The organism is Kribbella sp. CWNU-51 (assembly GCF_054073265.1).
Window position 1 is genome coordinate 55,603 of sequence record NZ_JBSXMZ010000051.1, and the last position, 22,433, is coordinate 78,035.

Consider the following 22,433-nt stretch of genomic DNA (forward strand, 5'->3'; position numbering starts at 1 on the left):
CATCATGCGCATCCGCCTTGTACTGATCGCCGGCCTGCTGGTCGTCGCGGGGTGTAGCGGTCCCGGGGAGGAGGACGCCCCGAACGTGCCGCCGCTGGTCTCGATCAGCACCGCGCCTACCGAGACCCCGTCGGAGACGCCGTCCGAGACCCCGAGCGGTCCGGCTACGTCCAAGGTCGCGGACACGCTGTGTGTGCGGATGGATCAGTCACTGGTGCAGTCGACGCTCGCGGTGCCGGTGGTGCAGATCCAGCCCAAGGCGATCCCGGCCGAGTTCGGGTTGCCGACGTACGACGTCTGTCAGCTCGGTCTCAGCACCAGTCCGAACGGGCCGGTCCTGCGGGTCGGGACTTCGGTGCTTCCGGCAACCAAGGCGACGCTGGCGGCGACGCAGAAGGCCTATGCCGCGACGAAGGGCGAGAAGGCCAAGCCCGTGGTCGTGGGTGAGGGCGGATACGGGACCAGCACATTCGTGGTGTTCCTGCTGGACGGGCGGTTGTACAAGGTCAGCGGACCACCGGCGACCCTGGCGAAGTACGTCGTACTCGGGCAGGAAGTGGTCCGGCAGGCGCCCGGGTTGCCGGAGGCTCAGCCGCTGATCGCGCGGCCGGACTGCGAGCGCGGATCGGCCGCGGCGGAGAAGGTGATGGGCGCGCCCGCGATGGTCCGTCGGGACGGTCAGACCGCGCTCGGTGACCTGGTCTGTGGTTGGGTGAACCCGACGAGCGTGCTCTCCACGTCGGTACGGCGGACTCCGAACGCGGAGGCCCTGATGGCGCCGATGCGGAAGGCCGCGACGTCGCAGCCGATCCCGCTCGGCGACGAGGCGTACGTCGACACCGCGACCGGGCGCACCACGATCCGGGTCGGCGACGACAAACTGGTCGACCTCGTCCCACTGCCTGCCCGGCCGATCGACCCGGACCTGATGATCACCTTCGCCCTGGCGATGTCCCCGCTGTACACGCGTTGAGCTGCCTACCTGACCTCGGCGATGGTGGCGATGGCTTCGGTGATCTCGGTGGGGGTGCGGGCGGCGTACCCGAGGACGAGGCCGGGGGCGTGCGGGAGCTGGCAATGCCAGGAGAGGGGGTGGGTCTTGACGCCCTTCTGTAGTGCCGCGGCGGCTAGCTCCACGTCGTTCGAGGCATCCTCGAAGGTGATGGTGAGGTGCAGGCCGGCCGCGGCGCCGTGGACGGTTGCTGTGGGCAAATAGTTGCGGATTGCGTCGACCATGGCGTCGCGGCGGGTGCGGTGCCGGCGACGGAGGAAGCGCAGTTGGCGTTCGAGTTCGCCGGACTCCATCAACTGGGCGAGGGTGAGCTGGGGAAGCGCGGCGTTGCCGAGGTCGGCCAGGCGCTTCATCCCGATCAGTGCGTCCTTGTACTGCGGCGGTGGCAGCATCCACCCGATCCGGAGGGAGGGTGCGAGCAGCTTCGACACGCTGCCGGCGTAGATGACCTGATCCGTGAGCATCGTGCGCAGAGCGGGAACCGGGGGACGGTCGTACCGGTGCTCGGCGTCGTAGTCGTCCTCCAGGATCAGCCCGCCCTCGGCGGCCCACTGGATCAGTTCGCGCCGCCGTTCGCCTTCCAGTACGACGCCGGTCGGGAAGTGGTGCGCGGGAGTCGCCATCACGACGCCGGCGCCGGACGCGCGGAGCAGGTCGACCCGGAGGCCGTCACCGTCGACCGGGATCGGGATCGTGGTCAGACCCCAGTTCTGCAGGTGCTGCCGGGAGCCGAGCGAGCCGGGGTCCTCGACGGCGATCTCGGTGATGCCACGGTCTTTGAGGACCTGCGCGACGAGGCCGATCGCTTGTGAGACGCCGGCGACGATGATCAGGTCGTCCGGGTCGGCGGCGACACCGCGGTTGCGCGCCAGCCAGTTCGCGACTGCCCGGCGTAGGGCCGGCGTTCCGGCTGGATCGCCGTACCCGAAGGCGGATGACTCCAGGTCGTTCAGCACCGTCCGCTCGGCGCGCAACCAGGCGCTCCGCGGAAACGCCGCCAGATCCGGCACCCCAGGCGTCAGATCGATCCGCGCCGGCGCAGCCCGCAAACTGTCGAACACATCCAACCCAGGCTGCTCGACCACCGCCCCCTCCCTATCCCGCCGCGCCCGAAGGCCACGGCCTTCAGTGGGAACTCGCCGAGCGGTGTCCGCCACCCCACTGTGTGGTGCGGCGTCCGCCTCCCCACCGTGCTGCGCCGCCGCTCCGTCTCGTCCGGCGGCTGTCACGTCGCCAGCCCGGCGCTCGGCAGGTGCGGTGGTGCTGATGGGGGCGGCGACGACGATGGTGCCGGCTCGGCCTCGGCCGGCCACGTGGCCGTCTTCGGTGAGGCGTTGGTAGGCCTCGGTGACTACGCCTCGGGAGATGTGGAGTTCGGCGGCGAGGACCCGGGTCGCGGGGAGGCGGGTGCCGAGGGGAAGTCGGCCGTCGGAGATGGCGGTGCGGAGGCGGTCGGTCAGCCAGTCCGCGAGGCCGCCCGCAGGTGCGTCCGCCGGATTCAGCTGCAGGAAATCGGCGCCCGCCGGGTTCCGTTGCGGGGAGTCGGCTCCGGCGGGTTTCAGGTGCGGAGAGTCGGCGTCGGCCGGGTGCGGGGAGTCGGGGCCGGTCGGCGACGTACCGGCGGCCGATCCATTGGACCTGCCACTTTGGCTCGGATTGGACCTGTGCACCGGACCATTGTGGCGGCACCGTGGGGTTATGGGAACCGACTACGTGCACGGCTACACGCCGGCGGAGACCCGCCGGTTGACCGACCAGGCGCAGACCTTGGCCGATCTTCTTCACGACGGCACCAGCTACCCGGCCGGGAGCCGCGTCCTAGAGGCGGGCTGCGGGGTCGGCGCACAGACGGTGCAACTGGTGACCCGCAGCCCCGGCATCGACCTCGTCTCCGTCGACATCTCCGAGGAATCCCTCGCGCGAGCCAAGGCCCGGGTCGCCGCGATCGCACCGGACGCCCGAGTCGACTGGCGGCACGCCGACCTGCACGAGCTGCCCGCGGAGGAGTTCGACCACGTCTTCCTCTGCTTCGTCCTCGAGCACCTGCCCGACCCGCACGCCGCGCTCACCGGACTGCGCCGTCTGCTCAAGCCCGGCGGCACGATCACCGTCATCGAGGGCGATCACGGGTCAGCCTTCTTCCACCCGCGCAGTACGGCGGCGCAAGCGGTGATCGACTGCCTCAGCGACCTCCAGGCCGAGGCCGGCGGCGACGCGCTGATCGGCCGGCGCCTGCAGCCGTTGCTCAAGAACGCCGGGTATGACGATGTCCGCGCCCGGCCGTGCACCGTGTACGCCGACGAGACGCGGCCGCACCTGGTCGACGGCTTCACCCGGAAGACCTTCATTGCGATGGTCGAGTCGGTCCGCGAACGCGCCATTGCCGCCGGGATGCGGACGCCGGCCGAGTGGGCGTCGGGGATTCGCGACCTGGAGAAGACCGCAGCGTCCGGCGGCACCTTTCACTACACGTTCTTCAAGGCAGTGGGACGGACATGATCACGTTGCTGGCTCTCGTCGTACTGGTCTGCCGGGGGCTCAACCGCAACCAGCGGCGGCAGCTCCGGCCGACGTCACCCAACGGATTACCGGACCGGGATGTGGAGCGTCTCATCGAGGACCTACGAGCGCTCAGCTGACCAGTTCATGAATTCCTGGTAAACAAGGGGGTATGGCGCCTACGGAGCAGCTGGAGATCGAGACCAAGTACGACGTCGGCGACGACGCGAGTCTTCCGGCGCTGCGCGAGCTGCCCGGAGTCGCGAGGGTGGCGCGACCGGTCAAGCTCAACCTGGAGGCGGTGTACTTCGACACCGCCGGCCTGGATCTGGCTGCGAACAAGGTGACCTTGCGCCGGCGAACCGGCGGCGAGGACGACGGCTGGCACGTGAAGTTCCCTGTGTCAGGCGACGAGCGACTCGAGGTCCATCACCCGCTCGGGCGGGCCGTTCGGAAGGTGCCGGTCGCGGTCGTTCGCTCCGTGCGGGTGCACGTCCGCGACCAGGAGCTGATCCCCGTCGTCACGCTGAACACCAAGCGCGTCGTACATCGCCTCCTGGGCGAGGACGGCCAGGTGCTCGCCGAGCTCGCTGACGACCACGTCACCGCGACCGTCGAGGGTGGTGAGCCCGAGAGCTGGCGGGAGTGGGAGGTCGAGCTCGTCGACGGGGACGACGCGTTGCTGGAGGCCGCGGGCGAGGCGCTGCGGTCCGCGGGCGCCCAGCCGGCCGCGGGTCCGAGCAAGCTCGCGCGGGCGCTCGGCGACCGCGTGCCGCCGCCCGAGTCGTTGGAGCTGCCGAAGAAGCCCAGGACCTCGGACCTGTTCCGCGCGTACGCCGGTGCCCAGGTGCAGGCGATCCGCGAACGCGACCCCGAGGTACGGCGGGATGTCCCGGACTCGATCCACAAGTTCCGGGTGGCGACCCGGCGGCTGCGGTCCGCACTGGCGACGTACCGGCCGGTCGTGGATCGCGCGGCCGGTCACCTGATCCGTGTCGAGCTCAAGTGGCTGGCGGGTGAGCTCGGAGCAGCGCGGGACGCCGAGGTTCAGCGTGAGCATTTCGCAGCGGAGGTCGCCGAGCAGCCGGTCGAACTGGTGATGGGCCGCGTCGCCGGCCGCATCGACGACCATCTGCGCGGGGTCTACAAGGCCGGCCGGGCGGGCGCGCTGGCCGCGCTGGAGAGCGAGCGCTACTTTCGGCTGCTCGACGCGCTGGACGAGCTGATCGCGAAGCCGCCGCTGACCGACGACGATCGCAAGGCCGCCAAGCAGCTTCCCGAGCTCGTCGACCACGACCGGCAGCGCCTGCGCAAGGCCGTCCGCCGCGCCGAGTCGGCCGAGACCAGCGCCGAGCAGGACCACGAACTCCACGAGGTCCGCAAGGCCGCCAAGCGACTCCGGTACGCCGCCGAGTCCGCCGTACCCGTCCTGGGTGACGATGCCGCTTCGCTCGCCGCCCGCGCCGAGGAAGTCCAGGAGGTTCTCGGCGAACACCAGGACAGCGTCGTGTCGCGCGACCTCCTGCGCCAACTGGCCGTCGAGGTCTACCTCGAGGGCGGCAACTCCTTCACCTTCGGCCGCCTGCACGCCGCCGAGGAACTCCGCGGCATCCGCTCCCGCGACGCCTTCCTCGCCCTCTGGCCCACCCTCAAGGCCCCCTGACAACGAGAGACGGACCCGGCGGTGCCGGGTCCGTCTCTCGGGGTGGGCTGTCAGGCAGGTTCGCGTCGGGTCAGCAGGGCCTGCCTGACAGGTCTAGTGCTGCACCGCCTTCTCGGCGCCCGCGCCGGTGAGGGAGCGGACCTCCATCTCGGCGAACTTGTCGACGTCGACCGGCTCTTTGCTGGTCACCGTGCCGAGCCAGCCGAGGAAGAAGGCCAGCGGGATCGAGACGATGCCGGGGTTGTCCAGCGGGAACCAGTGGAAGTCGATCGAGGTGTCGGTGATCATCGACAGGCTGGCGTGGGTCTTCGCGTCCACCTTGCCGGAGACGACCGGGCTGAACGCGATCAGGATGATCGCCGAGCTCAGACCGCCGTAGATGCTCCACAGCGCGCCGCGGGTGTTGAACCGCCGCCAGAACAGCGAGTACAGGATGGTCGGCAGGTTCGCACTGGCCGCGACCGCGAACGCGAGCGCTACCAGGAAGGCGATGTTCTGGCCGTTGGCGAAGATGCCGCCGACGATCGCGACCAGGCCGATCACCACCGCGGTGTACCGGGCCACCCGGACCTCGCCGTCACCGCTGATCTGGCCCTTCTTGATGATCGAGCCGTAGATGTCGTGCGCGAACGACGTACTCGCGGTGATCGTCAGGCCGGCCACGACCGCCAGGATGGTGGCGAAGGCGACCGCGGAGATGACACCGAGCAGCAGTTCACCGCCGAGCTCGAACGCCAGCAGCGGTGCGGCCGAGTTCGCCTTGCCCGGCGCGGCCTTGATCCGGTCCGGGCCGACGATCGCGGCGGCGCCGTACCCGAGCACCAGGGTGAACAGGTAGAAGATGCCGATGATCCAGATCGCCCAGCTGACACTGCGCCGGGCCTCCTTGGAGTTCGGCACCGTGTAGAACCGCATCAGTACGTGCGGCAGACCCGCCGTACCGAGCACCAGCGCGAGCGCCAGTGAGATGAAGTCCAGCTTGCTGATCCCCGTTGCGCCGTACTGGAGACCCGGGTGCAGCAGCTTCTCGCCGGCCGCCGGGCTGTTGTCCACAGCCGCACCGAGCAGGCTGGACAGATTGAAGGTGTACTTCGCCAGCACCCAGAGCGTCATGATGCCCGCGCCGACCACCAGCAGGACGGCCTTGATGATCTGCACCCAGGTGGTGCCCTTCATGCCGCCGACCAGCACGTAGGTGATCATGATCGCGCCGACCACGGCGATCACGATGCTCTGCCCGGTCCGTCCGGAGACACCGAGCAGCAGGGCGACCAGACCCCCGGCGCCGGCCATCTGCGCCAGCAGGTAGAAGAAGCAGACGCCGAGGGTCGAGATCGCGGCCGCCATCCGGACCGGCCGCTCCTTGAGGCGGAACGAGAGCACGTCGGCCATCGTGAACCGGCCGGTGTTCCGGATCAGCTCGGCGACCAGCAGCAGGGCCACCAGCCACGCCACCAGGAAGCCGATCGAGTAGAGGAAGCCGTCGTACCCGTTCAGGGCGATCGCGCCCGCGATGCCCAGGAAGGACGCGGCGGACAGGTAGTCGCCGGAGATCGCGATGCCGTTCTGCGGGCCGGTGAAGGACCGGCCGCCGGCGTAGTAGTCGGCCGCGGTCTTGTTGTTCCGCGACGCCCGCAGCACGATCGCCAAGGTGGCGACCACGAACAGCGCGAAGATGATGATGTTGACGGTCGGATTGCCGATGTCGGTTGCCAGCGGCAACATCAATGGGGCGGTCACTGCTCGGCTCCCTCGATCTGGTGGCGCAGCTTCTCGGCGTCCGGGTCGAGCCGGCGGTCGGCCCAGCGGACGTAGATCAGCGTGATGGCGAACGTCGACACGAACTGGCCGAGCCCGAACAACAGGGCCACGGTGATGTTGCCGGCGACCTTGTGCGACATGAAGTCGTGCGCATAGGCGGCGAGCAGGACGTAGACGAAGTACCAGACCAGGAACAGTCCGGTCATCGGGAACACGAAGTTGCGGAACCGGCGACGCAGTTCGGAGAAGTCCGGGGACAACTGGACATCTCGGTACGTCGTCAGGTCCGGATCGCGCGTATCACTCATCGCGTAACTCCAGACGGGGGATGAGGCCGGGCGGCTTGGACCGGCAGGGGCTGCTGCTGCTCGTACTGTGGTCCCGGTCACGTCGCACCGACAGCACCCACACGCAACGAGCGCTCAGCGGACCACACCAGTCGGCCGGTGGATCACTCAGCTGCGACGAGCGGTAGGAACTGCGCGATGAGCGGCGGACGCCCGCCACTCATCAACTTCCGGCACACCGCGGTCGCTACGCGCGTCGAGGCGGCGGGGAGGCGCTGGACGGGCGGTTGGTGAGTGCTGCAGGTCCGGGTCCGCGATCAACGTCGACCGCTTCCGGTGTGTGCAGGCGGACCATGCTGCGGGCGGTGCCGGCCGGGATGCGGTCCGGGGTGAGCTTCGAGACCACGATCACGGTCAGGAACGCGAGCGGCATCGTCCACGCCGCCGGCTGGCCGACCAGCGCCCGCGGCCAGCCGCCGTGCGGTGCGCCGACCACGTTCACCAGGGCCGCCGCGCTCGCGGCGATCCCGCCGACGACCAGCCCGGCCGCAGCACCGGTTGTCGACATCCGCCGCCACCAGATCCCCAGCACCAGCAGCGGACAGAACGTCGATGCGGCTACCGCGAACGCGAGCCCGACAGTGTCCGCGAGACTCAACGCACCAGTCACCGTGAACGCCAGGTACGGCACGGTCATCGCCAGCAGCGCCGCGATCCGGAAGCTGTTCACCGCCACGTAGTCCCCACCGGTCCACCGATGCAACCGGCTCCGCAACAGGTCCTGGTCGATCACTCCGGCGATCGCGACCGTCAGCCCGGACGACGTCGACAGGAACGCCGCGAACGCTCCTGCGGCTACCAGCGCACCGAGCAAATCCCCTGCTGTACCAGGCAAAACCAACCCGGGCAGCTTGAGTACGACGGTGTCCGCGCCACTGCTCACCAAGTCTGGCGCGAACGATCGGCCGAGGACGGCGTACATGGGTGGGAACAAGTAGAAGAACCAAAGGAGTGCCAGGACGACGACCGTCGTACGGCGTGCTGCCCGTCCGTCCGGGTTGGTGTAGAACCGCACGAGCACGTGCGGAAGGCCCATCGTCCCGAAACAAAGGGCCAAGAGCAACGAGTACGTCGCGTACAGCGGATGGTCGCGACCACCGGCCCGGGACAGCGGCTCGGCCCATTGCGCCGCCGCACCGTGCAAGGAGTCGAGTACGCCGACCGGTTGGTGCCAGACGATCAGGATGACGAAGATCGGCGTGGCGAGCGCGGTGAGTTTCAGCCAGTACTGGAAGGCCTGCACGAAGGTGATCGAGCGCATGCCGCCGGCGGCGACGTTCATCACCACGATCACCGCGACGATCGCAGCCCCGACATAGGGCGGTGCGCCGGTCACGGTCTGCACGGCCAGGCCGGCTCCGTGCAACTGGGGGAGCAGGTAGAGCGTGCCGATGCCGACGACCAGGCCGGAGCAGATCCGGCGGACGATCGGGGACTCGAAGCGGGTCTCGGCGAAGTCGGGCAACGTGTAGGCGCCCGAGCGGCGCAGCGGCGCGGCGACCAGCACGAGCAGCATCAAATAGCCGACGGTGTACCCGACCGAGAACCACAGCATGTCCGCGCCGTTCACCAGCACCAGGCCCGCGACACCGAGGAACGACGCCGCCGACAGGTACTCGCCACTGATCGCGGAGGCGTTCCAGCGCGGGGTGACCGCGCGGCTGGCGACGTAGAAGTCGCTGGTGGTCCGGGAGATCCGCAACCCGAACAGACCGATCCCGATCGTTGCCACGATCACCAACCCGATCGCGGTCACGCTCATGGCGGCAGACATCTACTGCCTCCCGACGAACTCGGTGAACTCCGCCTCGATCCGCTCGGCGTTGCGGACATAGATGCGCGCGGCACCATAAACCACGGGGTAGATCGCGATGCCGAGCAGCACCCAGGGCAACGGCAGACCGAGGACGGACAGCGTGCGGGTCGGCGGGACCAGCCAGAACAGCAACGGGATGCTGCCGAGGACGAGGAGGACGCCGCCGATGACGGCGAGCGCAAGTCGTAGCTGGGACTGGATCAGCGAGTGCATGTAGATCTCGCCGAGCCGGGTCTGTTCGTCGATCTCGCGCGTACCGGTGGGGATGATCGGCCGGCGGGCGGCGCTGGTCCGGGGGCTCGTGACCCGGACCCGTCGCGGGCCTTCCGGCGTACTCACGTCATCCGCGCAGGGAGGTCGAGCGGACCAGGAGGTCGCGGAGTTCACGGGTATGGCGGCGGCTGACCGGGAGCCAGTCGTCGCCGACGCGGACGGCGCACCGGCCGCCGTCGACGCGCATCTCGTCCACGTGGGCGAGGGCGACCAGCGTACTGCGGTGGATCCGGGTGAAGCCGGCGTCGCGCCAGCGCTCCTCGAGCGTGCTGAGCGGGATCCGGACCAGGTGTGAGTTCTGGCCGGTGTGCAGGCGGGCGTAGTCCCCTTGCGCCTCGACGTACCGGACCGACGAGCGCTTCACCCATCGGGTCACGCCGGCCAGCTCGACCGGGATCGTCGCGTCCTCGGTCTCCTCGGGTGTCTGCAGCGCGGCCGGTGCGCCGGCGGTGACGACCCGGCGAACAGCCTCGGCCAGCCGCTCGGCCCGGACCGGCTTCATGACGTAGTCGGCCGCCTGGAGGTCGAACGCGGCCACCGCGTGTTCGTCGTACGCGGTGACGAAGACGATCTGCGGGTGCGGCTGGCGGAACTTGGACAGCACCCGGGCCAGGTCGATGCCGTCCAGGCCCGGCATCTTGATGTCGCAGAACACGACGTCCAGGTCCGTCTCGTGCAGGATCTTCAGCGCGTCCGGTCCGTTCGACGCCGTCTTGATCTGGCCGATCCGGGGGTCGCGCTCGAGCAGGTACACCAGTTCGGCCAGGGCGGGCTCCTCGTCGTCCGCGACCAGCGCGCGCAGCGGAGTGTCGGCCATGGCGTCACCCTACGGCGAAGCGTGCACCCCTGAGGAGTATTTGGGCACTCGGAAAGTCACCTTGGTGCCTGCGTCGACGGCGGTCTCCACGACCAGGCCGTAGGCGTCGCCGTACACCTGCCGCAGCCGGGCGTCGACGTTACCGAGGCCGACCGAGTCGCTGCCGGACTCGCCGGACAGCGCGGCCCGGATCACCTCGGGGTCGCTGCCGGCGCCGTCGTCCTCGACGCTGATCTCCGCCTCGTTGATCCGATCCCTGGCGTGGATCGTGATCCGGCCGACGCCAGTTGTGCCCTCCAGGCCGTGCCGTACGGCGTTCTCGACCAGCGGCTGCACGACCAGGAACGGGATCACCACCGGAAGCACCTCGGGCGCGATCAGCAGCGACACCTTGAGCCGGTCGCCGAATCTGGCCTGCTCCAGCACCAGATAGCGCTCCACGTTGCGCAGCTCGTCGGACAGTGTGGTGAACTCGCCGCCGCGCCGCAGCGCATACCGGGAGAAGTCCGCGAACTCGAGCAACAGCTCACGCGCCCGCTCCGGATCGGTCCGGACGAACGACGCGATCGCGGCCAGAGCGTTGTAGATGAAGTGTGGGCTGATCTGGGCTCGCAGTGCGCGCAGCTCGGCCTCCATGGCGCGAGTACGTTCCTTGTTGAGCTCCGCCAGCTCTACCTGGCCGGAGACCCAGCGGGCGACCTCTTCAGTCGCTCTGACCAGTGCGGCCGACGTGCGGATGCTGTACGCGACCAGTACGGCGACCACTCGCTCCTCCGTGACGATCGGCGCGACCACCGCCGTACGGATCGGGCATTGCGGATCACCACAGGCCACGTCATGTGCGCCGAGCACCGCCGTACGTCCGGACCGCAGTGTTGGGGCCGCTATGGCCTTCGCATCACCACGGTGATTGCTCTCGTAGGGTCCGCCGACGCCGTCCCATGCCAGTACGCCGGAGGAGTCGCAGATCGCGATGGCCGCCGTACCGAGGAGGTCTCTGAGGTGGCGGCTCGCCTTACCCGCCGCTGCGGGCGTCAGACCCTCGCGCAGGTGCGGAGTGGCCAGCGAGGCGGTATGCAGGGTCGCATACGTCGCCTTGTCAGCCGGAGTCCCGAAATGCTTCCGCCGCCGCGCGAACATGCCTCGACGGTAGCTGTTCAACCCTCCGCACGTGGTCTGAACGCTTCCAAGGCTTCGGTGTCGGAGTAGGTGTTCAGCAGATACTCGTCCACCCAGGCGCGGCGGTCCGGGAACGCCGACTCGGCAACGATGCGCTCCGCAGCCTTCACCGCGTCGAGTGGTGCACGCCGCAGCTGCACGCCATCCGGAGTCAGCAGAGCCCAGCTCGGCCCGGGAGCGCCGTACGGCATGCCCACACTGCCGGCGTTGACCACCAGCCGGCGATCGACCTGCCGGGCGAACGGCATGTGCGTGTGCCCGCAGACGATTGTCCGGATGTCTGCAGGCACTCCGTCGAACACCGTGGCCCAGCGGGAGATCGGGCTGTCCACCAGCACCATCTCCTCGTCGTCGCGCGGCGTCGCATGGCAGAACACCGTGTCCCCGATCGTCGCCGTGGTCGGCAACCCAGCCAGCAACTCCACCTGGTCCGCCCGCAACTGCTCAGCAGCCCAGGGACTCACCGCATCCGGCGCCTCGCGGTCGAACGCACCCCGGGCCATCTCCACCAGCTCCCGGTCGGCGTTCCCCCGAACCCACACCACCCGCTCACCCAGCTCCGTGAGCAAGTCCAAGGTCTCCACGGGCTGCGGTCCGCTGGCGATGTCCCCCGCCAGCACGATCACATCAGCCGCCAGCACGTCCTCCTCGGCCAGTACCGCCTCCAACGCCGGCAACACGCCATGGACATCTGCCAGCACTGCTATGCGCTCCATGGCGTCAGTCTGCCCTCAAACCCCTTGCATCACAGGGGGTATCTGCTCACGGCAGATCAGCTGCCGATGAGCAGGTTGCCCTTGGCCAGGGGCGTGGCAAGTTCACACGTCCCGGTCGTGATCGTGCAGCGGATGATCGAGGCCGGTGTCCCTTCGCCGTCGTCGGCCAGGATCAGCAGGTGCTGGTCGTCTTCGGGGACCGTCTGCCGGAAGGTGCCGGACCACTCGTGCAGCAGTACGCCCGTCTTGGCGTCCAAGGCCGAAGCGACGCCGTTGCCGTACCCGTCCTCGTAGAACGGACCGCCGAAGGCGGTCGAGCCGTCGAGGGTGAACCCGTGGATCTGGTAGTCACAGGTGCGCCAGAGCCGCTTGCCGGTCGCGACCTCGACGACGGTGGAGCAGCTGTTGTAGTCGGTCAGATTGCTCATCGACGCGGCGAGCTTGCCGTCGCCGGTCAGGGCGGTCGCCTTCGGCACGGTCTTGATCACGGTCGCCTTCGAGGCACCGGGGGCCCACTCGTACAGGGTCCAGGTGAGGGCCCCCTCCGCGGACTCGGCCCGGAAATAGACCTTGCCGTCGACGTAGCCGAGCGGAACAGGATCCCAGACGTCCGGCAGGGTGAGCTTCTGGACCGATTCCTGCTCCGCGTAGATGACGGCGCCCGGCGTCGCGTCACTCTCCGCGGATCTGCGCAGGGCGACGTAGGCGGCGGCCCGGCCGTCCTCGGTCGTCACGATCCTGGTGACGTCCGGCGTGTGCCGGAGCACCTTGCCGCTGGAGTCGTCGATCGTCAGCAGTTCGGTGTCGGTGCCTTTGCTGACGACGGCCAGCACCGACTGGTTCAGGCGGGCCACGTCCAGGATGTCCTCCGTGCCCGGGACCTTCACGTCGCGGCCGGTTCCACCGCGGACCGTGCGGCCGGACAGGTAGGTGACCTGTGGGGCACGGCCGTGGGTGAGTTTGGCGAGCTCGACCTTGGTCTTGACCGGACCGGACTTGATGGAATTGGGCTTCGGCGTCGGGGTGCTCGATGGGGTTGCGGTCGGAGTGGGGGACGGCGTACCGGAGAGCGGGGCGGCGTTGGCCAGGGCGTTGTCTCGGGGACCCTGGCGGTACGCGAGGGCCCCGCCCGTGGCTATGGCGGCCACGGCGACGGCTGCGACGAGGGCGATCAGCCCCCCGTACTTCTGCCGCATCAGCGGACTCCTAACGTCATGACCCGAGCAGGAGCGGTTCGGCGGACCATAGCCACTGGCGGCCGCTCTCGCGTTGCCACTCGTCCCATATCCATCCCCGTGTGACGCACCAAGACGCCCGATTGTTTGCTCCGGCGAGCGAGTCGCAGGAGCGATCGAGCATAATTGCGCCATGGACCAGCCACCGCGGATCGGCCGGTACTCCCTGGTCCGCCGGGTGGGTGCCGGGGGTTTCGCGACCGTTTGGCTGGCCCGCGACGAGCAACTGGACGCCGAGGTCGCGGTCAAGATCCTGTCCGACAACTGGATCGAGGACGACGACGTCCGGCGCCGGTTCCTGGCCGAGGGGCGGTTCCTCCGCAAGGTCGACTCGCTGTACGTCGTCGGCGTGCACGACATCGGCGAGGCCGACGACGGCCGCCCGTTCATGGTCCTCACGTACGCCGACGGCGGCACGCTCGCGGACCGGATCAAGGCCGGGCCGATGGAGTTCGCCGAGGTCGTGCGCATCATCACCCAGGTCGGCCGAGGGCTGAAGCATCTGCATGCCCGCGGTGTCCTGCACCGCGACGTGAAGCCGGCCAACGTGCTGTTCCACACCGATCCGGCCGGCGACCGGGCGATGCTGTCGGACCTCGGTCTGGGCAAGTCGCTGGCCGAGGTCTCCCGGATCACGTTGCCTGGCGGCACTCCGGCGTACGTCGCGCCGGAGCAGGTGCTCGGAGAGCGGCTGGACCAGCGTGCGGACCTGTACTCGCTCGGAGCGGTCGCGTACGCCGCCTTCACCGGACAGCCGCCGCATGGCGTGGCCAGCCTCGGTGCGGTGATGCAGATCGAGAAGCCACCGCCGTCGATGACCACACTGCGCGAGGACGTCCCGGACGCGATCGACGTCGTCGTACGACGGGCTCTCGAGCCGAACCGCGACAAGCGCTGGCCGGACCTGGACAGCTTCCTCAACGCGTTGCGGGAAGCCCACACCACCGGGAAGGTCCCACCCGGGCTGGTCCCGGCCGACGAGATGCCGGCACCGGTCCCCGCGACCGTTGCCGTCGACCAGGCGACGGCCCTGTCCGGCGCTAGCCAGCCAACCAGCGCGGCCGAGCCGACGAGCGCGGGCCAGTTGACGGACACGGATCAGTCGGCAAGTGCGGCCGAGTCGACCCAGCCGCCGCCCAGGTCCAACCAGTCGACCGTCGCCACCCGACCGAAGCGGTCTGCTCGCTCCCGGGTGATCGCCGTCCTCGTCGCGCTCCTGCTGGCGGCCGGTGGAGGCTATGGCGGGTACCGCTACGTCCTGACTCGCCCAGCGAAGGTGACGACCGATCACCTGTCGGTCGATGTGCCGCGGTCCTGGTCGCAGAAGGCGGTCGACCCCGGCAAATCGCTGGTGGTGAGCACGAGCACGTCGACGTGGCAGACCAACTCGGACACCGAGGGTGTCTTCGTCGGGCTGGTCGCCTCGTCAACACTGCCGAGCAGCGCCAGCGCACCACCGGGATGCACCGCGGGCACAGCGGATCGTGGTCAGACCGCCGACGGCGTGCAGATCGTCACCTTCCAGCACAGCTGCGGCGGCCACCCGCCGGTCGTGGAGCAGTACCGGCAGGTGAACGACACGACACAGCTTCGGATTCAGGTGCGCGGGGATACGAAGGAGCGTCAGACCGTGCTGGATTCGGCGGCCTTCACGCCTTAGGGGACCAGCGACGTCAGGGACGAGATGGTTGCCTTGTGCATGCGGGGGATGACATTGAGGGTGGCCGGATCCGAGGCGTAGAGGTATGAGCCGGACTCGTAGACCAGGTACGCCGTTCCGTTGTACTCAGTGATGCCCTCGGTCATGCTCGGCGCGCGGAAGCAGCTCAGCGCCGCCGCGTCGAGGTCCTTCTGGCCGCGCTTCACCACATAGATGTTGCTGCGGTTCCCGCGCCCGTACGACGTGCTGTAGATGAAGTGGTTCGCGGTCACCGTCAGCCCCTGCGTCTTGGTCGGCACCTCCCACGCACCGGCGACCGTGGTCAGGGTGCCGTCGTCGGCGATCTTGTACTCGTACATGCTGCCGCGGCCCGTCTCGTTGAACGTGCCGGCGAACAACGAGTCCCCGTAGCTGCCGATGAACGATGCGCCGGCCACGTCCCGCGCGGTCCCCACCTGCGTGAGGTACGGCGTACCCGCTGCCTTCATGGCGTTGCGCAGCGCGGTCAGGCTGTACTTGCGGATGCTGCTCCCGGCGCCGGACACGAACGCCCAGCCCTTGCTCACGGTGATGCCGCCGACGTGGGACTCGGCGATCGCCACCACGCCGACGGTGGAGCCGGTGGCCGGGTCGATGCCGTAGAGCTGCGAGTCGGCGCCGTCGCGATAGGACCCGACCAGGAGCAGGTTCTGGCCGGAGCCGTCCCAGTTGTACCAAGTGCCCGCGCCCTGTGGGGTCTGCGTGCTCAGGTTGGGGATACTCGCGCTGTTGCTGAACCGGGCGTCGTACTTCTTCGACGCGGACGGCCCGTCGTAGAACGTCGAGCCTCCGGTGGTGTCGGTGTCACAGCTGATCGCGGCGTGCGCCGGCAGTGCGGCGGTAAGCGCGGCGCCGGCCGTGATGAGGACGGTGAGGATGGCTGAAGGGCGTTTGGCCATGATGGGATCCTCTGGAGGTTAGGCGGAAACCTACGAGAACTCCAGATTAGATCGGCAATGAGTAACGCGCGAGGGTTTCCCGGGCGTCGGCTCCGCGAACGGACGCCGTACGGTAGGCGCATGACCGATCTGTCAGCGGCGATCGACCGCGTTCTGCCCAGTGCCCGTGCCGACCTCGAGGACCTCATCCGGATCCCGTCGGTCAGCTACGAACCGGCCCGCGCGGCCGACGTCCAGCGCTCCGCCGCGGCGACCGCGGCGCTGTTCGAGGCCGAAGGTTTCACGGTGAAGATCGTCCGGGTCAACGACGGCGCTCCCGCCGTGATCGCGAAGAAGGCCGCACCGGCCGGGAAGCCGACGGTGTTGCTGTACGCGCACCACGATGTCCAGCCGACCGGACCGGTCGAGCAGTGGACGTCCGACCCGTTCGAGCCGACCGAGCGGGGCGACCGGCTGTATGGCCGGGGCGCGGCCGACGACAAGGCGGGCATCGCCGCGCACCTGGCCGCCGTACGGGCCTTCGGCAACGACCTGCCCGTCGGCGTGACCGTGTTCGTCGAGGGCGAGGAGGAGATCGGCTCGCCGACTCTGCTGCAACTGCTGGACGAGTACTCCGACGAGCTCGCCGCCGACGCGATCGTGATCGCCGACTCGGGCAACTGGGACGTCGGCCGGCCGGCGCTGACGGTGTCGCTGCGCGGCCTGGTCGAGGCGTACGTCGAGGTGCGGACGCTCGATCACGCGGTCCACTCCGGGTTGTTCGGCGGACCGATTCCGGACGCGCTGTCGACGCTGTGCCGGCTGCTCGCCACCCTGCACGACGAGAAGGGTGACGTCGCGGTGGACGGGCTGCACGCCTCCCGGGCGGCGGATGTGGAGTACCCCGAGGATCGGCTGCGGGCCGAGTCGAGTGTGCTGGAGTCCGTGCGGCTGACCGGTTCGGGTTCGCTGGTCGACCGCCTGTGGACCCGCCCGTCGATCGCCGTACTGGGGATCGACGCACCGTCGGTCGCGGAGGCCAGCAACACGCTGGTGCCGGTCGCGCGGGCCAAGGTCAGCCTGCGGGTCGCGCCGGGCGACGACGCGACCAAGGCGAGCGCGGCGCTGAAGGAGCACCTCGAGTCGCACGCGTCCTGGGGTGCCCAGGTCACGGTCACCGAGGGACAGACCGGCCAGCCGTGCAGCGTCAACGCCCGCGGCGCCGGGTACGAGGCGGCCCGGTCGGCTTTCAAGACCGCGTGGGGCGTCGAGCCGATCGACATGGGCATGGGCGGCTCGATCCCGTTCATCGCGGAGTTCCAGCAGACCTTCCCGCAGGCCTCGATCCTGGTCACCGGCGTGGAGGATCCGGACACCCGCGCCCACGGCATCGACGAGGGTCTGCACCTCGCCGAGTTCGCCAAGGTGTGCCTCGCCGAAGCGTTGTTGCTTCAAAACCTGGCAGACCAGGCGTGATCGGGCTTTCCGGCGACCCAGTGTTTGGCATAGGTTTCGGCGAGTGAAGATCGCAGTCGTACGGGAGACCAGACCGGCCGAGCGCCGGGTCGCGCTGGTGCCGGAACAAGTCGCGAAACTCATCGAGCTCGGCTACGAGGTGGCGGTCGAGCCGGCCGCCGGGGAGCGCGCGCTGTTCTCCGACGAGCAGTACCGCGACGCCGGTGCCGAGGTCGCCTGGGGTGCCGACCACGCGGCCACCATCGTGACGTCGGTGCAGCCGCTCGAGCGCGAGCGGCTGCAGCGGTTGCACGCCGGTACGGCGCTGATGTCGTTCCTGCCGACGAATCCGCCGGATGTGGTCCGGACCGCCACGCGGGCCAAGCTGACCGCGTTCGCGATGGAGCTGATCCCGCGGATCTCCCGGGCCCAGTCGATGGACGCGCTGTCCTCCCAGGCCCTGGTCGCCGGCTACCGGGCCGCGATCGTCGCGGCCGAGCGGCTGCCGCGTTTCTTCCCGCTGAACATGACCGCGGCCGGCACCGTCCCGCCGGCCCAGGTGCTCGTCCTCGGCGCCGGCGTGGCCGGCCTGCAGGCGATCGCGACCTGCAAGCGTCTCGGAGCGGTGGTCAAGGCGTACGACGTCCGGACGGCGGCCGCTGAGGAGATCGCCTCGGTGGGCGCCGTACCGATCGAACTGGAGCTCGGCACCCTGGACGGACCCGGTGGATACGCCCGCGAGATGACGACCGAGCGGGCTGAACTCCAGCGCGAGCTGCTCACGCCGTACGTCGCCGCCGCGGACGCTCTGATCACGACAGCCGCCGTACCCGGCCGGACGGCGCCGATACTGGTGTCGCGGTCGATGGTCGAGCAGATGAAGCCGGGGTCGGTCGTCGTCGACCTGGCGTCCGAGCAGGGCGGCAACGTCGAGGGATCCGTGGCCGGCACCGAACTGACCATCGGGAATGCGCTGGTCTGGGGTGGCGCGAACGTCGCGAGCCAGATGGCCGGACCGGCCAGCCGGCTCTACGGTCAGAACCTCACCAACCTGATCCGGCTGATGACCCGCAACGCCGCCTTCGACCCCGACTTCAACGACGAGATCGTCCGCGGCTGCTGCGTCACCCACGACGGCAGCGTCCTGCACGAGCCAACCCGCGAACTCCTAGAAGGACAGGGCCTGTGAGTGAGTCCATCGCGCTGCTGACGATCTTCGTGCTGGCCGCGTTCGTCGGGGTCGAGGTGATCAGCAAGGTCTCCTCGACCCTGCACACCCCGCTGATGTCCGGGGCGAACGCGATCCACGGCGTCATCCTGGTCGGCGCCATCATCGTCACCGGGCAGGCCGACTCGACGATCGTGGTGATCGTCGGGCTGCTGGCCGTCGTACTGGCGACGGTGAACATGGTCGGTGGATTCGTGGTCACCGACCGGATGCTGGAGATGTTCAAAGGTCCGGGCGCTCGCAAGAAGGAGCTGCACAAGTGATCCCCACCTGGGCCCAGATCGGTTACCTGGTCGCCGCGGTCTGCTTCATCGTCGCCCTCAAGGCGCTCTCGTCGCCGCGGAGCGCCCGGGCCGGCAACCTGCTCGGCGCCGCGGGTGCGGTGCTCGCGGTGATCATCACGTTCGTCGCGTACAAGCCGGACCACCTCGCGCCGATCCTGATCGCGCTCGCGGTCGGCACGGTCGGCGGCGTGGTCGGGTCGCGGCGGGTGCAGATGACGCACATGCCGCAGCTCGTTGCCTTGTTCAACGGCGTCGGCGGCGGCGCGGCGGCGCTGGTCGCGTTGATCGAGCTGGGTGAGGTCTCGCACGACGCGACGGTGGCAGCGATTGCCTCGGCATTCACGATCCTGGTCGGTGCGGTCAGCTTCTCCGGTTCGGTGGTGACGTTCACCAAGCTGCAGGAGCTGATGACGACGCGGCCGGTGACGTTCCCCGGTCTGCCGGTGCTGTTCATCGCCTCGATCCTCGGCGGGATCGCGCTGTCCGTGTGGCTCGTCTCCGATCCGCGGGTGTGGGTCGGCGTACTGCTCTGCCTGGTCGGTCTCGCGATCGGCGTGATGCTGGTGCTGCCGGTGGGCGGGGCCGACGTACCGATCGTCATCTCGCTGCTGAACGCTTTCACCGGTCTGACGGTGGCCGCGAGTGGTTACGTGCTCGGCAACACGCTGCTGCTGGTGGCGGGAACGCTGGTCGGCGCGGCCGGTACGTTGCTGACCAAGCTGATGGCCGACGCGATGGGCCGGTCGGTCTTCAACATCCTCTTCGGTGCCGTCCGCGGTGGGTCGACGCTGGGTGCCGGCACGGTGTCCGAGCGGCCGGTGATCTCGGGTGGCGCGGAGGACGTCGCGATCCTGCTCGGGTACGCGAACCGGGTCATCATCGTGCCCGGGTACGGTCTCGCGGTCGCCCAGGCCCAGCACACCCTGCGCGACCTGGTCGAGGAGTTGCAGAGCCGCGGCGTCAAGGTCGACTACGCCATCCATCCGGTGGCAGGCCGCATGCCCGGCCACATGAACGTGCTGTTGGCCGAGGCCCAGGTCCCGTACGACCAGCTCCGCGAGATGGACGACATCAACGGCGACTTCAAGTCCACCGACGTCGTCCTGGTCGTCGGCGCCAACGACGTGGTCAACCCAGCAGCCCGCAACACTCCGTCGGCCCCCATCTACGGCATGCCCATCCTCAACGCCGACGAGGCCCAGCGAGTCATCTTCCTCAAACGCTCCATGCGCCCTGGCTTCGCCGGCATCGAGAACGAACTCCTCTACGACCCCCGAACCACCCTCCTCTTCGGCGACGCCCGAGACTCCCTGACCAAACTCCTGGCCGCCCTCAAGACGGTCTGACTCGGGGATTTCGTTGCCACCTGGGAAAGTCGCGAACCAGACCACGTGCCGAGCCTTTGTAGCAGTCGTTGACACCTCCGGACTGGACCGCTTTCAAGCGGTCCAGTCCGTTTTCTTGCCGCGCCGACAGTTGTTGACGGCAACCTGGCCGCCTGCGGCCAACGACCCACCCCGGCCACCGCGGATCGTTGACCCCCAACTTGCGCCTCTGTTTGACTTCCGGCGATGAGGAATACGGCCGCGCGCCCGTCCCTCTCGCCGCCCATCACAGAGGAGATCATTTTGTGCTGCCTATCCAGCAAACCCCGCCGCGCCTGGGACTGGGGCTGACTAATCCACCCACCCACGCTGCGCCGCCCGAACCCCTAACTCAAACCGCCGCGAAGCCCCCACCTGCTCACTCAATTTCGCAGCCATCCGCCGAACAGTCCGCAGAGAAACCCCCAACTTCCGCCCAACCTGCTCGTCGGTCGCGCCCTGTACGAGGAGGCCGAGAAATGCTCTCTCTTGGTCGTTGATACCGCCTTGCCGTTCAATCCGATTCGCGGCGAAGGGGTCGACTGCCCTGGCCCAGTAGCTAAGGAAGAGTGCCTGGGCCATCCTGACTACCGCTCGGCTGTGGTGCACCACCGCGCCAACGGATGGGTCGTCAGGATCGATCCCCAAGACCACGGACTCCCCATCGAAGATGACCAACTTCGGGGGTACGGTCGGCATCGTCCGGAACTGTGAGCCGAATCCGAGTAGGTAGCGGAACTGCCTCCGGATGGCCGTAATATTCAGGACAGATTCGGCCATCAGAGTGCGCGTATCTACTCCGCGCTCGAGGAATGGAATGTCCGGCGCTCGAATCCCACAGCAGGATGCAAAGGGTATTCCTCGTCTGCAGCGCTCCAGCGAGGAACAAGCAGGCCAAGTTTGCGGAGCAGATCAAGTTCGGCTATCGCCTCGTCTGCGCTGAGTTGTAGTTCGGTGCAAAGATCCAGCAATCTGTTGCGTCGGATCAGCTCTGGCCGCTGCAACAACGCTCGATAAACGGTGAGCGTGCGCTCCGCCAAACCCAACGATTCGAACAAGCCGGCCCTCGGACTAGACCCAGCCACGCTTGGCAGCAGCCACGCCGAGTTCGAAGCGGCTGGCGGCGTCGAGGCGTTCGGAGAGGTTGGCGGTGATGCGACGGGCGGTGCGAAGAGAGATGCCGAGCAGGCGAGCGACCTGCTCGTCCTTGGCTCCGCCGGCCAGGAGACGCAGTACCTCCGCCTCGTGCGGGGTCAAAGGAGCGTCGTCCTCGCGGTCGTCGGGGGAGAAGAGTTCGGTCGCTCGCGACCAGTAGGCGTCGAACAGAGCCAGTGTCAGCGAGACGACGGCCGGGCTGCGATGGATGACCGCGCCGGCGGTTGGGTTCTCCGGGTCCATCGGCATGATCGCGATCTGCTGGTCGAAGATCAGCAGCCGCATGGGAAGTGTCGGCGTCGCCCGCACCTCTCCGCCGAGTCGATGCATCTTCGCCGCGTACTCCAGTGCCTGCTTCGACTGGGTCATGCTCTGCAGGTAGACCGTCTTCATCTTGAGCCCCCGCGCCAGATGGTCGAAGTCCGGTGACCGCTCAGCCGGTTGGATCGTGTCGTCGATGTGTGCCGGCACGAGCCCCCAGAACGTCTCCCGGCTCTTCAAGGCCAACTCCTCGATCCGGCGGGAGGCGTTCGCGCGGCCCTTGAGTACTTCGACATCACCGCTGCTACGGGATGTGAGCAGCTCGTTGTACTGCTCGGCGATCACCTCGGCAGAGGCCTCGGCGTCCTTGAGCTCACCCAGCTTCTTGTTCAGCTCAGTGCGGCGGCGCTCGGCCAAGCTGGCCAAGCCGACGCGCGGATGGACGGCGTGCTCGCCGTCCGGGTTGGTCCAGGTCGGGACCAGCAGTTCCAGCTTGCGGAGCGTGTCCATCAGCTCGCGAACTTCGGTCTCGGAACAACTTAGTAGCGTGGCAATCTCGTCCGGCGTACTGTCTGGGTGGCTGAGAAGGGCGTGATAGACCGCAAAGGTGGCTTCGTCCACCCCCAGCGGCTCGAGCACGTTTCTTCTCCTCCAGAACTTGTCGGAACCGACCATATACAGAGCGCGTCGACAAAGAGCACTCCATGGTGGTTCCGGATTATTTCGAAGGGACAACTTGTGATCAAGAAGTTGCTAATTGTAGTCGGCTCAGCGCTACTTCTTGTGACGGC

The 22,433-nt window shown here is 68.5% G+C and carries 21 protein-coding genes; 9 read left to right on the plus strand and 12 right to left on the minus strand.

Features of this window, described 5'->3' with window-relative positions; genetic code table 11:
* Window positions 1–4: 4 nt before the first annotated feature.
* On the plus strand, window positions 5–973 hold the full coding sequence (locus ACXC9Q_RS37375) for a hypothetical protein (protein WP_457061383.1): 969 nt from the start codon (window positions 5–7) through the stop codon (window positions 971–973).
* A gap of 5 nt (window positions 974–978) precedes the next feature.
* Here ACXC9Q_RS37375 and pdxR read toward each other — a convergent pair whose 3' ends face one another.
* A complete protein-coding gene (pdxR, locus tag ACXC9Q_RS37380; protein ID WP_457061385.1) occupies window positions 979–2,682 on the minus strand; it encodes a MocR-like pyridoxine biosynthesis transcription factor PdxR in 1,704 nt (567 codons plus the stop codon).
* A gap of 28 nt (window positions 2,683–2,710) precedes the next feature.
* Between pdxR and ACXC9Q_RS37385 the strand changes: the two genes are divergently transcribed.
* The 3 genes from ACXC9Q_RS37385 to ACXC9Q_RS37395 are packed head-to-tail and all read left to right on the plus strand — an operon-like array spanning window position 2,711 to window position 5,174.
* Window positions 2,711–3,511 carry a class I SAM-dependent methyltransferase gene (locus ACXC9Q_RS37385; RefSeq protein ID WP_457061387.1) on the plus strand — a complete coding sequence of 267 codons (801 nt, stop codon included), beginning with the start codon at window positions 2,711–2,713 and terminating at the stop codon, window positions 3,509–3,511.
* On the plus strand, window positions 3,508–3,651 hold the full coding sequence (locus ACXC9Q_RS37390; protein ID WP_457061388.1) for a hypothetical protein: 144 nt from the start codon (window positions 3,508–3,510) through the stop codon (window positions 3,649–3,651). The genes ACXC9Q_RS37385 and ACXC9Q_RS37390 overlap by 4 nt, the downstream gene beginning before the upstream one ends.
* A 32-nt stretch (window positions 3,652–3,683) precedes the next feature.
* Window positions 3,684–5,174, plus strand: coding sequence for a CYTH and CHAD domain-containing protein (locus ACXC9Q_RS37395; RefSeq protein ID WP_457061389.1), 1,491 nt, complete (start codon window positions 3,684–3,686; stop codon window positions 5,172–5,174).
* A 93-nt stretch (window positions 5,175–5,267) separates the two neighbouring features.
* Here ACXC9Q_RS37395 and ACXC9Q_RS37400 read toward each other — a convergent pair whose 3' ends face one another.
* The 8 genes from ACXC9Q_RS37400 to ACXC9Q_RS37435 all read right to left on the minus strand — a co-directional run bounded on the left by ACXC9Q_RS37400 (window position 5,268) and on the right by ACXC9Q_RS37435 (window position 13,279).
* On the minus strand, window positions 5,268–6,899 hold the full coding sequence (locus tag ACXC9Q_RS37400) for a solute symporter family protein (protein WP_457061609.1): 1,632 nt from the start codon (window positions 6,897–6,899) through the stop codon (window positions 5,268–5,270).
* Window positions 6,900–6,910: 11 nt separating this feature from the next.
* Complete coding sequence (locus ACXC9Q_RS37405) at window positions 6,911–7,243, minus strand: DUF485 domain-containing protein (RefSeq protein WP_329483754.1); 333 nt, start codon at window positions 7,241–7,243, stop codon at window positions 6,911–6,913.
* 226 nt (window positions 7,244–7,469) lie between these two features.
* Window positions 7,470–9,056 carry a sodium/solute symporter gene (locus ACXC9Q_RS37410; protein WP_457061390.1) on the minus strand — a complete coding sequence of 529 codons (1,587 nt, stop codon included), beginning with the start codon at window positions 9,054–9,056 and terminating at the stop codon, window positions 7,470–7,472.
* Window positions 9,057–9,437, minus strand: a complete 381-nt coding sequence (locus tag ACXC9Q_RS37415; RefSeq protein ID WP_328525447.1) for a hypothetical protein — start codon at window positions 9,435–9,437, stop codon at window positions 9,057–9,059.
* A gap of 1 nt (window position 9,438) precedes the next feature.
* On the minus strand, window positions 9,439–10,188 hold the full coding sequence (locus tag ACXC9Q_RS37420) for a LytR/AlgR family response regulator transcription factor (RefSeq protein WP_457061391.1): 750 nt from the start codon (window positions 10,186–10,188) through the stop codon (window positions 9,439–9,441).
* A 9-nt stretch (window positions 10,189–10,197) separates the two neighbouring features.
* Window positions 10,198–11,328, minus strand: coding sequence for a histidine kinase (locus ACXC9Q_RS37425; protein ID WP_457061392.1), 1,131 nt, complete (start codon window positions 11,326–11,328; stop codon window positions 10,198–10,200).
* Window positions 11,329–11,345: 17 nt separating this feature from the next.
* Window positions 11,346–12,083 (minus strand): metallophosphoesterase family protein, encoded by a 738-nt coding sequence (locus ACXC9Q_RS37430; protein ID WP_457061393.1) that lies wholly within the window; start codon window positions 12,081–12,083, stop codon window positions 11,346–11,348.
* 56 nt (window positions 12,084–12,139) lie between these two features.
* On the minus strand, window positions 12,140–13,279 hold the full coding sequence (locus ACXC9Q_RS37435; protein ID WP_457061395.1) for a hypothetical protein: 1,140 nt from the start codon (window positions 13,277–13,279) through the stop codon (window positions 12,140–12,142).
* Between the two features lie 172 nt (window positions 13,280–13,451).
* Between ACXC9Q_RS37435 and ACXC9Q_RS37440 the strand changes: the two genes are divergently transcribed.
* Window positions 13,452–14,978 carry a serine/threonine-protein kinase gene (locus ACXC9Q_RS37440; RefSeq protein WP_457061397.1) on the plus strand — a complete coding sequence of 509 codons (1,527 nt, stop codon included), beginning with the start codon at window positions 13,452–13,454 and terminating at the stop codon, window positions 14,976–14,978.
* Here the strand turns inward: ACXC9Q_RS37440 and ACXC9Q_RS37445 are convergent.
* Window positions 14,975–15,916 (minus strand): hypothetical protein, encoded by a 942-nt coding sequence (locus ACXC9Q_RS37445; protein WP_457061398.1) that lies wholly within the window; start codon window positions 15,914–15,916, stop codon window positions 14,975–14,977. The two genes, ACXC9Q_RS37440 and ACXC9Q_RS37445, sit on opposite strands and share 4 nt — an antisense overlap.
* Window positions 15,917–16,036: 120 nt before the next feature.
* Between ACXC9Q_RS37445 and ACXC9Q_RS37450 the strand changes: the two genes are divergently transcribed.
* Genes ACXC9Q_RS37450 through ACXC9Q_RS37465 form a run of 4 tightly spaced genes read left to right on the plus strand, consistent with a single transcriptional unit; the run spans window position 16,037 to window position 20,208 of the window.
* Window positions 16,037–17,371, plus strand: a complete 1,335-nt coding sequence (locus tag ACXC9Q_RS37450; protein ID WP_457061400.1) for a M20/M25/M40 family metallo-hydrolase — start codon at window positions 16,037–16,039, stop codon at window positions 17,369–17,371.
* A gap of 43 nt (window positions 17,372–17,414) precedes the next feature.
* Window positions 17,415–18,539, plus strand: coding sequence for an NAD(P) transhydrogenase subunit alpha (locus ACXC9Q_RS37455; protein ID WP_457061402.1), 1,125 nt, complete (start codon window positions 17,415–17,417; stop codon window positions 18,537–18,539).
* Window positions 18,536–18,841 carry an NAD(P) transhydrogenase subunit alpha gene (locus ACXC9Q_RS37460; protein WP_328525458.1) on the plus strand — a complete coding sequence of 102 codons (306 nt, stop codon included), beginning with the start codon at window positions 18,536–18,538 and terminating at the stop codon, window positions 18,839–18,841. Before ACXC9Q_RS37455 ends, ACXC9Q_RS37460 begins: the two co-directional genes overlap by 4 nt.
* Window positions 18,838–20,208: an NAD(P)(+) transhydrogenase (Re/Si-specific) subunit beta gene (locus tag ACXC9Q_RS37465; protein ID WP_457061404.1), complete on the plus strand. Its 1,371-nt coding sequence runs from the start codon at window positions 18,838–18,840 to the stop codon at window positions 20,206–20,208. The genes ACXC9Q_RS37460 and ACXC9Q_RS37465 overlap by 4 nt, the downstream gene beginning before the upstream one ends.
* Window positions 20,209–20,538: 330 nt before the next feature.
* Here the strand turns inward: ACXC9Q_RS37465 and ACXC9Q_RS37470 are convergent, their stop codons facing one another.
* Window positions 20,539–21,006: a hypothetical protein gene (locus ACXC9Q_RS37470; RefSeq protein WP_457061406.1), complete on the minus strand. Its 468-nt coding sequence runs from the start codon at window positions 21,004–21,006 to the stop codon at window positions 20,539–20,541.
* A 291-nt stretch (window positions 21,007–21,297) separates the two neighbouring features.
* Window positions 21,298–22,281: a helix-turn-helix transcriptional regulator gene (locus tag ACXC9Q_RS37475; RefSeq protein ID WP_457061408.1), complete on the minus strand. Its 984-nt coding sequence runs from the start codon at window positions 22,279–22,281 to the stop codon at window positions 21,298–21,300.
* Window positions 22,282–22,433 lie beyond the last annotated feature (152 nt).